The organism is Alicyclobacillus sp. SO9 (assembly GCF_016406125.1).
Lineage (GTDB): Bacteria > Bacillota > Bacilli > Alicyclobacillales > Alicyclobacillaceae > SO9.
Genome location: NZ_CP066339.1, coordinates 1,472,393 through 1,488,929, shown reverse-complemented (window position 1 = coordinate 1,488,929; position 16,537 = coordinate 1,472,393). Strand labels below are relative to the sequence as shown.

Sequence of the window (16,537 nt, the reverse complement as noted above, 5' to 3'; positions counted from 1 at the left end):
TCCATGTCATCACTAGGCATTCTTAGTCTGGATTTTTCAGCATCATGAGGCGCTGTGCGCTGGCACGTACTCCGCCCCTTTTGCCAAAGCCTTTTGGTTCACTTCAAAAAAGTCCTTCTTTCCGTGGCGCTGTATCGACTGCAACAACAGGTCCTCTGCAATAATCCCCGTCTTGGCTGCCAAAGCGCCCAAAAGCACCATGTTTGCAGCACGTTTGTTTCCCAGTTCCTCGGCAGACGTTTGCGCCGGAATAGAAATGATGTCTATATCGGTTCTTTCGGATGAGCGTGTAACGAGGTTGGAGTCAAGAATTAACAGACCTCCCGGTTGGAGTACAGACTCAAATTTGTCGAGTGAAGGCCGGTTCATAACAACTAAGGCGGTGGGACGGGTCACAATTGGCGATCCGATAGCTTCGTCTGTGATAATAACGCCACAATTGGCGGTTCCGCCCCGCATCTCCGGGCCGTAGGAAGGCAGCCATGAGACGTTCAAACCCGCTTCCATGCCAGCGTATGCCAGAAATTTCCCCATTGAGAGAATTCCTTGTCCGCCGAACCCCGCAAATATGATTTCTTGTGACACCATCTTAATCCTCCTCCCCGATATCTTTTTTCACACCGAGAGGATAGTAAGGCATCATGTTGTCTCGCAGCCACGTCAACGCTTCTGTGGGAGACAACCCCCAGTTCGTGGGACACGTTGAGAGTACCTCAACCATGCTGAAACCTTTACCTGCAATTTGGTATTCAAAGGCTTTCTTGATTGCCTTCTTAGCTCTCATGACATTTTTAACACTGTCAACGGACACACGTTCAACGTAACTGGCTCCGTCCAATGTTGAAATCATTTCCGAAACTCTGATTGGATACCCAGCAAGGCCAGTATTCCGGCCATAGGGCGATGTTTCCGTCACTTGACCCGGCAGTGATGTTGGCGCCATTTGGCCGCCGGTCATTCCATAGATGGCGTTATTGACAAAGACAGTAGTGATTTTTTCACCCCGTGTCGCAGCGTGAACAATCTCCGCTGTACCGATGGCTGCCAAATCGCCGTCTCCCTGATAGGTAAAGACCGTGGCATCCGGCTTCGCACGCTTGATTCCCGTTGCAACAGCAGGCGCTCTGCCGTGAGCAGCTTCGTACATGTCACAGGAGAAGTAGTCGTAGGCAAGAACGGAGCACCCAACTGGTGCCACACCAACTGTCTTGTCCAGAACACCCAGTTCGTCCACAACCTCTGCGATGAGCCTGTGAATAATGCCGTGAGTACAGCCTGGACAATAGTGCGTTGGAACATCCGTCAATCCTTTTGGCTTTTCAAATGTCAACGCCAATTACTTCACCCCCTCGAGCGCAAGCTCGCGAACCTTTGCCAGTATGTCTTCGGGATTCGGAACCATACCGCCCATGCGTCCGTGAAAGCCTACCGGTTTTCTACCATTAACTACAAGCCTGACATCCTCTATCATCTGCCCTGCACTCATCTCCACCGCCAAATATCCATACTTCGTATGTTCCACTGTCTTTTCGAAGGCTTCATTTGGAAACGGCCACAAGGTGATTGGACGTACGAGGCCAACTCGAATCCCTTCTTCTGCCGCCATCTTAATGACGTTTTTACAAACACGAGAAGTGGTTCCATAGGCCGCCAGGATGATATCCACTTCTCCTTCGCAGTTGTAGATTTCATAGCGAGCCTCGTTTTTCTTAATCTGCTGGTATTTTTCTTGCAAGTGCAAGTTGTGTTGCTCTAATTCTTCCGGATTCAGATAGAGTGAATTAATGACATTATGGTGTGCTCTCCCCCGCAGTCCGTCGGCTGCCCAATCCTTTTTCGGCAGTTCTCTCCTGGCGGTTTCATGAAACTCAACAGGCTCCATCATCTGGCCCAACATCCCGTCACCCATCAGCATACAAGGGGTGCGGTAGGCGTCAGCTACATCGAAGGCTTCTTGAATGAGATCGACCATTTCCTGAATCGATGAAGGCGCAAATACAGGCATGTTGTAGTCACCGTGTCCCCCGCCTTTTGTCGCCTGGAAATAATCCGACTGGGCCGGCTGAATACTGCCTAGACCCGGTCCGCCCCGCACAATATTAACGATAAGACACGGCAATTCAGCACCTGCAATGTACGAAATCCCTTCCGCTTTCAAGCTGATTCCGGGACTGCTTGATGAAGTCATGCAGCGTACGCCTGTTCCTGCAGCACCGTAAACCATATTGATTGCCGCAACCTCACTCTCGGCTTGTACGAAGACGCGGCCAAGTTCCGGCATCTTCTTCGCCATGTAAGCTGCAACCTCGGTCTGCGGAGTAATTGGATATCCGAAGAAACACTGACAGTCTGCACGAATCGCCGCCTCACCAATGGCTTCCGTGCCCTTCATTAAGACTTTGTCACCCATGATTGATCCCTCCCTCTAAAGACTCACTGCGATGGTTACGTCCGGACACATGACAGCGCAGAAAGTACAGCCAATGCACTGATCCATGTCTTCTTCCGGAACCGTAGCGGAATGATACCCCTTCACATTCAGCCTGTCAGAAAACTGAATAATGTTTTTAGGACAGACATCGATACAAAGTCCACAACCCTTACAAGTGTCCTCGGTAAAGGTAACTCTCGCCATACCTATCGCCTCCCTTCAGGGATCCTTCTCTCTGATTACGTTTGCTGTGCTTGGCGCAGGGCCCTGCTTGACTTCCACAGCCTGCATCGCGTGCAGCCCAGCGGACTTCCACAGCCTGCATCGTGTGCAGCCCAGCGCGACTTTTGCTCTGCGTGACTTCCAGCCCTGATGACGCACGCTGTCTCGCGTCACACGCATTTCTCCACGGCAGCCGTTGTATGCGCTTACATCCACGGAGTTTTCATATAGAGCTTCAGTTCGAACAGTGGCGCACGGACTCTCCCCTCCGCCTCTTTTCGCAAATCGGCCGGACAACCTGTGAAACTATGGGGCAAATTCAGTTCGTCTGCCATCTCAGATACGAGCTCATCTCCCCTTAGAACATCGGACATCGTTGTCTCGAAAGAGAGATTCGTGTTGGCAATCAAATGTGTCACTTTCAGCCGCGAGGCCCGTTCCACGGTCTGTATATAATCCACTATCTGACTGCGATGAGCGGTGAACGGCCGGTTCGTATTGACAACGAAATACATGTCATAAGGCTCTTTGCGGAAATATGCGTTAAATTGCCCCAGCGCAACCGCCCCTAAGTCGTCTCCACCCACGTCTATGACCACTTCATAGCTGTCATCGTTGAAGACTGCCATCACCTCCGGAGAAATGACTGTCAGTTCGGCATTGGCAAGATTGGGATTCGAAGAAATCAGTCGAATGCCGCTCTGTTCCAGTTCTTCTCGCACGTCTCGAGAACAGAAATAGGGATTCACAATATCCATGTCGACCAAGCATACTTTTTCTTCCGTCTTCGCCAATTTGAATGCATAGTTCAGTGCAAACTCTGTCTTTCCGCTGCCGAAATGACCTGTAAAGATCCGTACTCTAGCCATGACGCCGCTCTCCTTTGTCAGGTCATTACCAAGGTCAAACTGTAATTCGACCCATACAAAATGGCCTCAAAAGTCACCTGTTTCGGAATCCCCACTCACAAGCATATCTCTGTCAGAGAGAAAAGAAATAGTCCGTTTGCGCCAAATCGTCATGGGAAATGTGAGCGAATTCTAAAAGCGAATGACCTTCTAAAAGGTCTAAGAGGAACTCCACGTCAAGCCGCTTTGTCAGAGTCAGAGTCAGAGTCCGCAGAGCGGAACCATTTCCGTCAGTGACCCAAATGGCGCCTGCAACATTACGGTGAATGTAGGCATAGACGGACCAGTTGTGAGAGATACAGAGTTGGCGCCTTAACACACGTTTGACACTGTCGTGCAGAGGTCCAATCGCAGTGCATTTATCCCCAATTCCTTCGTTAGTGATCCCGCTGCTCCCTATTACGATACTGGCTCAGCAATAAGGATCGATTCGATCACTATCCTAGGTTGCCGCCGAGAATAGGGATCCCGTTGCTCCCTATCCGCGACGCCCCGCCCTAACCCTCCTCACATTAGTGATCATTCGTGACACTAATATCTTGACGGTACCGACATTAGGGATCGTTGAGATCACAATCGCAGCCCGGAGCCGACATTAGGGATCTTTCCAGGCACTAAGCGCCTTGCCAACCGCCTTACCAACCGCCTCACAGGCAACCCCGGGAGCCAAGTCTGCGTGGTAGCCAGAGCAAGCACTGGGATCGAACAGAAAGATAAGCGGATAAATTCCATTTATACACTTAGAATGTTCTTAAATTAAAATAATAGGTATATTAGGAAAAAATGAAAGAAAGAGCACTCACGCAGCCTACCCATGTAAGCTAGTTTGTTCCTAGCCCGGTTCGTTAGTGATCCCGCTGCTCCCTATTACGATACTGGCTCAGCAATAAGGATCGATTCGATCACTAACCTAGGTTGCCGCCGAGAATAGGGATCCCGTTGCTCCCTATCCGCGACGCCCCGCCCTGACCCTCCTCACATTAGTGATCATTCGTGACACTAATATCTTGACGGTACCGACATTAGGGATCGTTGAGATCACAATCGCAGCCCGCGGTCGACATTAGGGATCTTTCCAGGCACTAACCGCCTTGCCAACCGCCTTGCCAACCGCCTTGCCAACCGCCTTGCCAACCGCCTCACTAACCCCCTCGCGGTCCGCCCACCCCTAGCAGCGCGGACTGTATTAACATAATCTCAAGTTACTGCCATTTTGTTCGGTAAGCGCGAATTAATAGGCGTCGAACAGGAAAAAATCCGGTTTCACCGGATTTATCCTCATTTATTCCTATAAATAATCCCTCTTCAACCTTTATCCACCTGTCATACCGTGACGCACCGGCCAAACCGCTACAATCCACCACCTGGTTTGTTCCTCTCCTCTCCTCTCCTCTCCTCTCCTCTCCTCTCCCTACCGCAATAGAGTGTTCGCCGCATGACTCTGTCCGACCCATAATACTAACAGGGCTAGGCTAGATTAATAGTGACGATACCGGTTGCGCGATCGATACTGTACAGGAGCTCGCAGTGGATACCGAATGGGCAGGCTGAACACGTGAACCAGCCGAGTGAACGGCCAAATTGCGAACAACGAGAAAGCGGCCAAAATGTGGGCTTTCAGGACCACCGGAACCGACTTCATCAAAGCCGCATTTGGGTGCAGCACCACCAATTCACGAATCCACGGACCAATTGTTGTCCGGTACTCGTAGGCTCCAAAGATATTGTTGTAGCCCACCGTTTCAAAGGTTCCGATGCCAATGACAATCAGCAACAGAATGAGTGCGACAAAGTCCGACGTACTAGAGTTGGCACGGACGCGGGAATCAAAGGTCCTCCGCCACAAGAGAATGACAACACCGGCAAAGGTGATGAGGCCGGCGAGGCCGCCAAAGAGATCGGCGTTGAAATGATAGAATTCGGTACTCACACCAAGGGCGTGATAAACAGATATGGGAATCAGCAGGCCCATGACATGACCGCCGAAGACAAACAACATGCCCCAGTGGAACATGAGGCTGCCTCGTCTCAGCCACTTCTTCTCAAGAATTTCACTGGATTTCGATCCCCATCCGCGCTGCCCATATACAAATCGGTAGAGAGAACCGACAATCATCAGGGCCAGGGCTAGGTATGGGAATATCACCCACAAGAACTGACTCATCGTGTTACACCCCTCACTTTAACCTTTAACCTTTAACCTTTAACCTTTCACTGGGTCTCGCTTATTCGTAAAAAACGGGATACGGCAGTTCGTCTAAATCCGTCGCTTCATTGCCTGTGAAAACGATGCCATTTTCGGGTATCGGTACTTCCGGCAGGCGTTTGACAGCCGCAGTAAACAGCTTCTGGTAGACGCTCTCAGCAGGCAGTTTCCCGGCAATGACTTTACACACTCTGCCTAAGCGAATTTCCACGTCTCCCGCGTCGAAATCCGATGACTTGGCTGCCAAAAACTCAAATAGCAGCGGCAAATAATCCGGCAGTTCTAATTCATCCTGTTCCCACCCTGCAGCCGCAAGCATTCGCCGCAGGGCTACCAGTGCAACTCCACGCTTCCTGCTGTCACCAAGCTCATGTGCCGTCATGTACAGACAGGTGTTGGACTGGAAATCAAAGTACTGTACATATTCCGCTACCAAACCCTCAACGTCACTGTCTCGAAACTCAGCGACAAGCTGAACCATCTCATCATCGCCAATTTCATGAGCCCATTCAGCCGTTTCTTCTATTAACTGAGAGTAAATTTCATCCCCGGGATAGCTCAGCAAAAGCGAAAGTATCTTCCATTCCGGCTGGGTCCAAACGGCGGCTGCGTCCGTATCGGCGGGCATTTCCTTCACGGATGCGGATGATCCCGGTAGCTCTCGCGACCCGCCAGACCCGCCAGACCCCGCAACTGTTCCGACATATGCGGTTGCTTCGGATTGTGCTGCCTCCAGCAACTGACTCCCGGCAGCTCGTCGGCCCGTTCCTAGTTCGCTGTCTATGTGTTCCATGCTCATCGTTCATCGCCCCCGTGAGACACCGGTGCCAAGACGCCTTCCGGCGGTGCAATCCCTTCCAGGCTGCAGGCGCCTTGCTCGTACGCCAAATCCGGGTCCTTATCGCGATTGCCGCTTGGTATGACAAAGCGCTCATTATACTTGGCAACGCCGAACATCCGTGCCATGGCTTCCAGTTGTTCTGTCGTCAATCCGGATTCATCCAGCAGGCTTGTGTCCTCGGACTGGCCAACACTCTTGCCGCGCATGTGGGCACGCATAGCGGTCAGGCGAAGCATGACTTTGCGAATCACTTCATCGTCACCCGCTGTCAAAATGGAAGCCAGGTACTGCATCGGAATTCTCATCTGACTGACAGCTTCGACGTAGCCCTTTGGTGACAAAGCATCTTCGTTCTGGATGTTGTTCATCATTGGGCTCAGGGGCGGTACGTACCAGACCATGGGCAGTGTCCGGTATTCTGGGTGCAAGGGCAATGCCACTTTCCACTCAACAGCCATTTTGTAGACCGGCGAATTGCGGGCGCCTTCCATCCATGCTTCGGAGATGCCGGCTTTGCGGGCTTCTTCGATGACTTCGGGATCGTTCGGATCTAAAAACATAGACAACTGAGCTTCATACAGGTCCTTTTCATCTTTGACAGAGGCCATCTCGCGGACCTTGTCTGCATCGTACAGAATGACACCCAAGTAGCGAATCCGGCCGACACAGGTTTCGGAGCACACTGTGGGCAGCCCTGATTCAATCCTGGGATAGCAGAAGTTACACTTTTCTGCCTTGTGCGTGTTCCAGTTGAAGTAAACCTTCTTGTACGGGCAGGCACTGACGCAGAAGCGCCAGCCGCGGCAAGCGTCTTGATCGACCAAGACGACACCGTCCTCATCCCGCTTGTAAATGGCGCCCGACGGGCAAGCCGCCACACAGGATGGATTCAGGCAGTGCTCGCAAATCCGCGGCAGGTACATCATGAAGGTCTGCTCGTAGGTGAATGCCACGTGTTCCTGCATGTGTTGGAAGTTCGGGTCCTGGGGTGCGATTTCCGAGCCGCCGGCCAGGTCGTCATCCCAGTTGGGCCCCCATTTGGGACTGTCCATCCACTCTCCTGTCAGGGCCGATCGCGGTCGTGCCACAGGCTGATGCTTCCTCTTGGGACTTTGAATCAGGTTTTCGTAGTCATAGGTCCACGGTTCGTAGTAGTCGTCAATGGTGGGCTGGTCTGGATTATAGAAAATGTTGGCCAGCTTTTTCACGGCACCCCCGGCACGCAGCCGGAGTTTGCCGTCTTTCAGTGTCCATCCGCCCTTGAACTTCTCCTGGTCTTCCCAGCGCTTGGGATAGCCCACACCAGGTCTTGTCTCTACATTGTTAAACCACATGTATTCTGTGCCAGGTCGATTGGTCCAGGTATTTTTACAGGTCACACTGCAGGTGTGACAACCGATGCATTTGTCCAGATTCATCACCATTGCAATTTGCGCTTTAATCTTCAAGCCAATCAACCTCCTTCAAGGGCCGAATCACAGCAACGACATCACGCTGATGCCCTGTCGGTCCGTAGTAGTTAAATCCGTAGCTGAGCTGTGCATAGCCGCCAATCATGTGTGTCGGTTTCGGAATAATACGGGTTACACTGTTGTGCGTTCCGCCTCTGTCACCAGTGACTTTGCTGCCAGGGACACCAATGGTCCGGTCCTGCGAGTGATACATCATGGATACACCCCGCGGAATTCTGTACGTCAACACGGCTCTGGCTGAGATGGCGCCGTTACGGTTGTAGACCTCAACCCAGTCGTTGTCTTTCACACCGATATCCGATGCATCTTCTTCGTTCATCCAAATCACCTGACCGCCCCGGAACAATGTGAGCATCCGGTGATTGTCTGTATAAGTGGAGTGAATCCCCCACTTCTGGTGCGGTGTCAGGTAGCGGACCACCAGTGTCTGCTGCCCGTTCCCTTCCACCTGCTGGTCGCCTTCCACGAAGGGTACTTCGTCAATGGGCGGTCGGTACAGGGGCAGGCCTTCGCCATAGTCGAGCATCATTTCGTGATCGACATAGAAGTGCTGCCGTCCCGTCAACGTACGCCACGGAATCTTGTATTCTACATTGGAAGTGAAGGGAGAGTATCTGCGTCCTTCTCCTTCCAAACCGCTCCAAACCGGAGTTGCCAGTGACAAGCGCGGTTGGGCTGTGATATCTGCCATGGTCATGGCTTCTGCTTTCCGCTCGCCCGTGATGGGTTCTGCCAGTTCCAGGCCTGTTGTTTTCTCCAGCGCCTTCCACTCGTCATAGGCCCGTTTGCCGTTGGTGGCACCGGCCATAGTTAAGATGGCTTCCACCAGGTGCCGGTCTTCGTCTAACCGCGGCTTTCCGCGCAGGGTTTCAGAAGCTGAATCCGGATATCTGCCGACCCGCTGGCCAAATTCCTTGTAGGCTTCTTCTGTGGAGACCGTCATGCCTTTGACGCTCATGTTCTTCTCCGCCAGAGGTCCCATGGAAATCATCTGTTCGTAAATGTGTGGATAGTCTCTCTTCACAACCACGAACTTCGGCATGGTTTTACCGGGGATGGCTTCCACTTCACCCTTACGCCAATCCAAGACTTTTCCGCTTGATTGGGCAAGTTCATCCGGGCTGTCATGAGCCAGAGGCACCATCACTACGTCTTCTTGCTCAGGCAAATACTTCTCTGAGAGTTCGCTGAAGGATTTTGCAATGCTCTTAAATGCGTTCCAATCCGATTTGGTCTCCCACGGTGCGGAAATGGCCGGGTTAAACGGATGGATAAACGGATGCATATCCGTACTGCTTAAGTCATGTTTTTCATACCAGGTGGCTGCAGGCAGGACAATGTCCGAATACAACCCGGTTCCTGTCATACGAAAGTCAATGTCTATCAATAGGTCTAGCTTGCCGCGGGGTACGTCGTCGCTGACCTTGATGTTTTCCGGTCTCCAGTCCTTGTTCTCTCGTGCCAATGTATGGCCAGATGCACCCAGCAGGTTTTCTAAGAAATACTCATGGCCTTTACTGGACGATCCCAATAGGTTCGACCGCCACACGAACATCACTCGCGGGAAGTTCTTTTCGTTGTCCGGGTCTTCCACTGCGAAGTTCAGTTTGTCGTCCTTTAGCTGCTGCCCAACCCACTTGGCCACTTCTTGCGGTGTGTTTGCACCGGCTTCGCGGGCCGCTTTGATGACGTCCAAAGAGTTCTGGGTCATCTGTGGATATGACGGCAGCCAGCCCAGCCGTGCCGCTAACGCATTCGTATCCGCCGGGTGTGTATCGGCAAACTTTCCTGCCAACGGAGACGACTTGGTGGCAACGTCCTTTTCCTCATACCGGAACTGGTCTGTAGAAAAGTAGAAGAAAGAGGTTCCGTTCATTTGTCTCGGCGGCCGCATCCAATCCAGCCCAAAGGCGACTGTAGACCAGCCTTCCAAGGGACGAACCTTTTCCTGACCAACATAGTGCGCCCAGCCGCCGCCGTTTACGCCCTGGCAGCCTGTCAACAGCACCAAGTTGATAATGGCCCGGTAAATCAAGTCGCTGTGGTACCAGTGGTTGGTGCCAGCGCCTAAGGCAATCATGGATTTACCCTGTGTCTTGTCTGCGTTATCTGCAAACTCCCGTGCGACTTGAATGGCTAACTCCCGCTTCACACCCGTGATTTGTTCCTGCCATGCAGGTGTGTATGGAACGAGACTGTCATAGCTTTCCGGATACTCTCCAACTAGTCCCCGGCGAACACCGTGGTGCGCCATCATTAAATCAAGGACTGTTGTTACAAAGACGCTTTCACCAGATGCAGTTTGGATCTTTCGAACCGGCACGCCTCTCTTCACAACACCCGTGCTGTTTTCTTCAAACACCGGGAAGCCCACTTGCAGTACATCGTCAGAGCTGTCCACAAAAGACAACTGCGGCTGCAACGGGGTTCCGTTCTCATCTTCCATCCGAAGGTTCCATTTCTTCGACTCATCCCAGCGAAAGCCCATGCTGCCGTTTGGAACAGCGGGTGCATCCTCGGATTCATTCCAAATCAGGGTTTTCCAATCGCCCATTTTCTCGTCAGGGGTTAAGTCCGCTGCATGAAGGAACCGGTCAGACACCCAGGTGTTCTCGTCAATCTCGTTGGCTTCTGCATCAGTCTCTGTGCCCTCAGGCTGTGCTTTTTTCAGCGTTACGAGAAACGGCAAGTCTGTATAGTCTTTGGCGTAGTTGAGAAAGTAGTCTGTCGGGTGGTCTACATAGAACTCCTGCAGAATCACATGCGTCATAGCCAAAGCCAATGCGGCATCTGTGCCTGCTTTGGCCGGCAACCACTGATCCGCAAACTTGACGTATTCTGCATAGTCAGGGCTGACACCGACAACTTTGGTTCCGTTGTAGCGAGACTCTACCATGAAGTGAGCGTCAGGCGTTCTTGTCATCGGCAGGTTTGTACCCCAAATAATGAAGTACTTGGAGTTGTACCAATCTGCACTTTCTGGAACGTCTGTCTGCTCTCCCCAAATCTGCGGGGATGCCGGCGGCAAGTCTGCGTACCAGTCGTAGAAGCTGACGATGGTGCCGCCAATCATGGATAGAAAACGCGATCCTGCCGCATAACTCACTTGCGACATTGCCGGAATTGGGCTGAATCCGGTGACTCTGTCCGGCCCGTATTCTTTGATGGTGTGAATCATGGATGCAGACATCAGTTCATTGACTTCCTGCCAACTACTGCGGACCAAGCCGCCCTTCCCTCGGGCCTCTTTGTACCGCTTCACCTTCTGCGGGTTTGCCATGAGTCGTTTCCAGGCCTCGACCGGATTGTTGCCGGCCGCCTTCTTTTCCTCACGCCACATCTGCAGCAATTCGCCGCGGACGTACGGGTATTTCACACGAAGGGGACTGTATTCATACCAGGAGAAGCTTGCTCCTCTCGGACATCCTCTCGGTTCATAATCAGGCACGTCAGCACCGTTTGAAGGATAATCTGTCTGCTGTGTCTCAAAAGCCACAATTCCGTCTTTCACATGAATCTTCCAACTACAGGAGCCTGTGCAGTTCACACCGTGTGTGGAGCGAACTACTTTATCGTGCTGCCAGCGACCTCTGTAGGTATCTTCCCAGTCCCGCGGACGCGGACTTTGCTCTGTCCAGTTCTGATTAATGCGCTGCCCGCGCTGTAAATGGCTGAATGCTTTCGCCAGTGTACGTTTCTGCTGTACCACGTGCAGAACTCTCCTTTCCGTCTCTCTTATAATTTTGGAGCCTGACTTACAATTTTGCGGTTCACAGTACCTTGCATTGCTTTTATCTCATCGCTTTTTGCGGAGATTGCTGTCGCTCGGATGACTTGTTCTTAACCAGGAATAACACTGCCACCATGAACCAAGATGCTATCGCAATCCAAAGTCCGACAGTGACAAACGAATGAATCAGACCCAACCCGGGAATCTTGCTCATTGTGTCGCAGGCCGTCGTATACATGCCCAACGGGAAGACCATGCTCCATAAGGCTGGGTCATAGCGAACCGGTTCGCGGTCCAGTACATACTTCCAAAAGCCAACGATGAACAGAAACGGGATCCACCAAGTCCCCCATACCCAGAGCAGAATTGTGAAACCTTCCATAAACGGCTGCAGCATAGTCAGGATTGGCGCTGTCGGTGCTGCCAAGACCAGGTGTGCTCCTGCCAGTGTAGTGATGGCCATAGCTCCCATGTTAATCCAGTAAGGCGGCGTCATATCGCTTGGTTTCGTAACATGGAAGAAATAGCGGTAGATGATGAGCGCAATGAAAATGAGGTAGATAACCACGCCAAACGCCCAAAACGACACGGATAGTAGAATCAATAGCGATCGGTGAGTCGGCAACGTGTGGATGCCAATGAGCGACACAATAGACAGCGACTGAGCACTAACTGTTGCCAACAACCAGGTACCATTGAGTGCCTTTGTAATCGGTTGCTCATTGTAAAAGACCATGAAGGTCAAGATAAAGTAGTTCATCAGTGTCCACGCGATGAGCGCGACTACCCCTAACCACAACGCCGCCTGGTAGTCTCCAGCAAGGGAATACCGTGTTGCCAGCACATCTGACCCTGCCACGAACGTGAAATATCCAAACACCTTTGCAGCATTGGTCATGTCGGTCCAGGTTTCTTTCCGAAATAAGGCCAGCCGCAACAGATAGCCTAAGATGAGAATCACATAGAACACATTCGCCGCAATAAAGAGGAAGTCTGACAGCGCCTTATGCCCCGTAAGAAACGATGCGATGGATACAATGCCGGTTGCCATGACCGATGCAAAGTACCCAGGAAACAACTTTTTGGTGATGTTATTCAATGACTCTGGAAGTCTCACCAGACCTTCCCCCAATACTCGGTAGTTCGTTTCATACTTCGAGTCGTACTTCACAGTGCTTCACAGTACTGCATATTCGGATTAGGGCTGAGACAACGGATTGTAGTCTTCTCCGACAATCCGAAATGCTTCCGTGCCCTGCCCTAATTCCTCCATGAATTTTGATAAGACTGGTACATTAGCAGCTACAAGAACCAATCGTTCCAATTTCGTACCGTCATCAATGGCGTGAATGGATTTTTTAACACTTTCAGGCATTCCGCCAAAGCGAAGTTCAAAAATTGCGAGGAGGTCTTCTTTGTCGGTATCCAATGCTTCCGCGCGCAGTCGCTGCAAAAACTCGGTTTCTTCGGCTGTATTGTTATTCACAGCTATTCATCCTTTCAAATCCCTTTTTCTCTGACTTCTCGACAACAATCTTATCTACGCAAGTAGTGTCTCTTCTGAACGACTGTGCGTCCGGTTCAACCACAAGAGCGTTTTACATCGCTGCAAAATCTGCCTTAGGTCCTCAAGTTTCGGATTTGTACCTGCTTGCTCCAGGTTCATGAATTGGAGGTTTACTTGATTGACCAGTTCTCTCATCAAGTCGTGATCGCGTTTCAATCCAGCAATTTTCTCCACAAGTGAAGGGTCTTCCGAGAGCATTTCTTGATACAGACCTTCTTCCTCTTCACTTGCGTGCTGGAGTGTTCTCGTCTGCCAATGTTCAACAATGACCGGAACAAGCATATGAGCCTTGTTGAGTTGGTTGTCTTCGAGCAACTGTCCAAGCAGGTCAGTCAGCTCCTCTGCTTCTCCGTAAGCAGACTCATGAATTGCGTAGTGAGAATCCTGCTTCTTCAACGCTGGGCCTGACACTTCTATCTCCCCTTTGCCTTCAATCATCGCCATCGATGAACGTCTGCTGAGTCATAAATCTGAGTGAAACATCGCTGATGTGTAGAAGAACTCTCTGACTTCTGTATTAAGCATACAAGTTGCAGGGGAAGTTACCGAAGACTAAAGGTTACTAAATCTGTATAGTGCAAAGACTATTTGCTAGATGCATTCAGACCATATACGCCGGTCTCAACGGACTATTTTGGAGACCATTGTGATGAAGATCACTGCGAACATGTTGATATGCTGGATTTATTTTGCTTGCAAGCATCACACGCAAAGAAAGTGCAGTCCAGGGAACTAGGACTGCACCGCAGGTTTTACCAAAACATGTCCGACTTCATATGAGATGTTGCCATGAATGGACTTACCAATGAAACACTTATCACGTGCGGTTAAGGCTGCTTCCTGATAGCGTTGGCTGAGAGCTTCAACACCGCCATGAACGGTTGGATGAACACGCAGAGTTGAAAACTTGGTCTTCAGAGGGTAGTCTGTTACGATGCCCTCAGTTTGAATTGTGATTTTTTCCACCGGCATACCTGTTTTTTTTAATAATGCAAACAAAGTTGAACTGTAACAGGAAGCAACAGCACTGAGCAACAACTCTTCGGGACTGGTACCGGTTCCTTTACCACCCATGTTATCGGGAGCGGCATAATGTATCGTTTGCCCTCCCGTATCAATAACTCCTTCTCCGTCTCTCCCGGTTCCCGACCACTCTGCCGTGATTGAAAAATTGAGTTCGGCCACCAGAACCACCTCTTTTTAAATAGTAGTATCCTTGCAATTTTCAGCCCCAATTTGAGCTAACAAGCTGTGTTCTGTATTGCACGATACAGCACTGAGAGACAAGGTTCTGTGACAGAGAGCACAATCATACAGAATCTCATCGCTTGATTGATGACGCTTCTGACCGTGATGCGAGAGAAATGACGGGAATTTTACGAAGTATTCTTGACACAAGAGATTTCCTTCGCGCCCTTGAAGAGCCTCTACTCTTGTAGGACAATGGTGAAAACTCGAGCAGTCAATGACAACACCATGCTGCGCTTTCATGCATTGTTAGCTGTTGTGGAGTTTCACATCCGCCAGGAAGAAGAACACTTGGCAAACACCGTTTGGCAACACCGTTTGGAGGGATGAACCCAATCATGGAACATGATGTGCGAACTACGCTGTTACAACTGCGCTATCCTCAGGTACACAGACAACTCATTGAAGAATTTCAGAAAATTGGCCTTCAGTCATACGACGTCAAGGCAGAGGTTCTCGAACAAATTACCGGTGCAACGGACAGTCCTAATGAAATCACAATCCGCATTAGATTTGGAGAAACATTCACGGAGTTCAAAGATTTGACGTTAAACAAGAACCTAGAAACTGCTGAGTTTGAATCAATAACAAAATTTCTTAAAGAATGCGCTCAGAGTGCACACGAAACATTAAAAAATGAATACAAGCGGTCTATGAATATCGGGCTGCCTCGCAAAAATGACAATGGGCTCTAATGCTCATTGAAACTTGAAACTGTTATCAATTGACTGTCTTCCCTACCCAGTGCTCGGACTGCTCGTTAATGTTATACGGCTCCAATTGATGGTCCTTCGGACTGGTCACTTTCCACGCATTTGGTATGCTCGAAATCTGATTCCAGCAAACACCAATCATATTGTCATCGCTGAGAATCTGCTTCCGTACGATTTCAGCCTGTTCCGGCAAACTGCTTCCAGGATGGCGTTTGTCAAAGTCCATGAATGCATCCAGCATCTGCGGGATATCTTCTTGCATAAATACAACGTTGTCGAACGTTGTCTTCAGGACTAAACTGTCCTTGTCCTTCATTCGCGCAGTGTCACAGAGTTCCCACAGAGGACTAAAATCCATGACACTACCCGCATCGTAGTCGCCAGACAGCTGAGCCCAAATGAACATCGCACCTCTCATGGCATCTTCTGTTTCTCCAACCTTTACGACGTCTCCATTTTCTTTAATCCCGAATACTTCAGTGGTACTCATTCCATATCTCCTTCCCAACTCACATGTATTCTGGCACAGGTCTCTCTGAACAATGTTCCCAAAGCATCGATTTTGACTCATGATTCTCGTTCAGTTTCGTTCTCTCTCACTTTCGGTATGTTTGTACACTTTAAGTATGTACATCATAGAGAAAGACTTGTATCGTATATGCTGAAATACCGGAACAGCTTTGAATAAACGCATGACCATGTGTTGCGATGAGGAGGGGTTTTGTGAGGTTTTCTATAGCACGAGTTGAAAACAGACCATTACAGGAAGCTGCATATAGAGTCCGAACAGAAGTCTTTGTGAAAGAACAGAAGGTACCAGATGAACTTGAGCTTGATGAGTTAGATGAAGCGGCGGAAACCATTCACTTTGTTGTTCAGGATGAAGGGGGCAATGTCGTTGGAACTGCACGGATTCGACCTACTGATGACCACAATACAGCAAAGGTAGAACGTGTGGCCGTCGTAGCCTCGAAGAGAAAAAACGGAATTGGCAAGGCATTGATGAGGTTTCTTGAAGACGAAGCAGTTCGTTCGGGGTTCACGAAACTCAAGCTCAATGCGCAGACCCATGCTCGACGTTTCTACGAAGACCTGGGATACAGCCCGAAAGGAAGTCTATTTTTTGAAGCAGGTATTGAACATATTACGATGTACAAGACATTAGATTCAGCCAGGTCATGAGGCAATCTGAAGCAGCA

At 50.4% G+C, this 16,537-nt stretch carries 17 protein-coding genes; 2 read left to right on the top strand and 15 right to left on the bottom strand.

Going from position 1 to position 16,537, the window contains the following annotated elements:
- Positions 1-42: 42 nt before the first annotated feature.
- From GI364_RS06670 to GI364_RS06605, 14 genes are all read right to left on the bottom strand, one after another.
- Complete coding sequence (locus GI364_RS06670) at positions 43-588, bottom strand: 2-oxoacid:ferredoxin oxidoreductase subunit gamma family protein (protein ID WP_198852862.1); 546 nt, start codon at positions 586-588, stop codon at positions 43-45.
- A 1-nt stretch (position 589) separates the two neighbouring features.
- A complete protein-coding gene (locus tag GI364_RS06665; RefSeq protein WP_198852861.1) occupies positions 590-1,336 on the bottom strand; it encodes a thiamine pyrophosphate-dependent enzyme in 747 nt (248 codons plus the stop codon).
- Entirely contained in the window at positions 1,337-2,410 is a 1,074-nt protein-coding gene (locus tag GI364_RS06660; protein WP_233096039.1) for a 3-methyl-2-oxobutanoate dehydrogenase subunit VorB, read from the bottom strand.
- A gap of 15 nt (positions 2,411-2,425) precedes the next feature.
- Entirely contained in the window at positions 2,426-2,635 is a 210-nt protein-coding gene (locus tag GI364_RS06655; protein ID WP_198852860.1) for a 4Fe-4S binding protein, read from the bottom strand.
- A 15-nt stretch (positions 2,636-2,650) separates the two neighbouring features.
- Positions 2,651-2,827, bottom strand: coding sequence for a hypothetical protein (locus GI364_RS06650; RefSeq protein WP_198852859.1), 177 nt, complete (start codon positions 2,825-2,827; stop codon positions 2,651-2,653).
- A 32-nt stretch (positions 2,828-2,859) separates the two neighbouring features.
- Complete coding sequence (locus tag GI364_RS06645; protein WP_198852858.1) at positions 2,860-3,522, bottom strand: hypothetical protein; 663 nt, start codon at positions 3,520-3,522, stop codon at positions 2,860-2,862.
- 1,516 nt (positions 3,523-5,038) lie between these two features.
- The gene (narI, locus tag GI364_RS06640; RefSeq protein ID WP_198852857.1) at positions 5,039-5,725 is read right to left on the bottom strand and encodes a respiratory nitrate reductase subunit gamma; all 687 of its coding nucleotides are present in this window, start codon (positions 5,723-5,725) and stop codon (positions 5,039-5,041) included.
- A gap of 61 nt (positions 5,726-5,786) precedes the next feature.
- Positions 5,787-6,566, bottom strand: coding sequence for a nitrate reductase molybdenum cofactor assembly chaperone (gene narJ / locus GI364_RS06635; protein WP_233096038.1), 780 nt, complete (start codon positions 6,564-6,566; stop codon positions 5,787-5,789).
- Positions 6,563-8,056, bottom strand: coding sequence for a nitrate reductase subunit beta (gene narH, locus GI364_RS06630; RefSeq protein WP_198852856.1), 1,494 nt, complete (start codon positions 8,054-8,056; stop codon positions 6,563-6,565). The genes narJ and narH overlap by 4 nt, the downstream gene beginning before the upstream one ends.
- Positions 8,046-11,789, bottom strand: a complete 3,744-nt coding sequence (locus tag GI364_RS06625; RefSeq protein WP_198852855.1) for a nitrate reductase subunit alpha — start codon at positions 11,787-11,789, stop codon at positions 8,046-8,048. The genes narH and GI364_RS06625 overlap by 11 nt, the downstream gene beginning before the upstream one ends.
- An 82-nt stretch (positions 11,790-11,871) precedes the next feature.
- Positions 11,872-12,927, bottom strand: coding sequence for a tellurite resistance/C4-dicarboxylate transporter family protein (locus GI364_RS06620; RefSeq protein ID WP_198852854.1), 1,056 nt, complete (start codon positions 12,925-12,927; stop codon positions 11,872-11,874).
- 81 nt (positions 12,928-13,008) lie between these two features.
- Positions 13,009-13,296, bottom strand: coding sequence for a hypothetical protein (locus GI364_RS06615; protein ID WP_233096037.1), 288 nt, complete (start codon positions 13,294-13,296; stop codon positions 13,009-13,011).
- A gap of 54 nt (positions 13,297-13,350) precedes the next feature.
- Complete coding sequence (locus GI364_RS06610) at positions 13,351-13,821, bottom strand: hemerythrin domain-containing protein (RefSeq protein WP_198852853.1); 471 nt, start codon at positions 13,819-13,821, stop codon at positions 13,351-13,353.
- Positions 13,822-14,109: 288 nt separating this feature from the next.
- Positions 14,110-14,562, bottom strand: a complete 453-nt coding sequence (locus GI364_RS06605; RefSeq protein WP_198852852.1) for an OsmC family protein — start codon at positions 14,560-14,562, stop codon at positions 14,110-14,112.
- A 401-nt stretch (positions 14,563-14,963) separates the two neighbouring features.
- Between GI364_RS06605 and GI364_RS06600 the strand changes: the two genes are divergently transcribed.
- Positions 14,964-15,320, top strand: a complete 357-nt coding sequence (locus GI364_RS06600) for a hypothetical protein (RefSeq protein WP_198852851.1) — start codon at positions 14,964-14,966, stop codon at positions 15,318-15,320.
- A 25-nt stretch (positions 15,321-15,345) separates the two neighbouring features.
- Here GI364_RS06600 and GI364_RS06595 read toward each other — a convergent pair whose 3' ends face one another.
- Entirely contained in the window at positions 15,346-15,828 is a 483-nt protein-coding gene (locus GI364_RS06595) for a hypothetical protein (RefSeq protein WP_198852850.1), read from the bottom strand.
- A 233-nt stretch (positions 15,829-16,061) separates the two neighbouring features.
- On the opposite strand from GI364_RS06595, the gene GI364_RS06590 reads away from it, so the two are divergent.
- Positions 16,062-16,520, top strand: a complete 459-nt coding sequence (locus tag GI364_RS06590; RefSeq protein ID WP_198852849.1) for a GNAT family N-acetyltransferase — start codon at positions 16,062-16,064, stop codon at positions 16,518-16,520.
- Positions 16,521-16,537 lie beyond the last annotated feature (17 nt).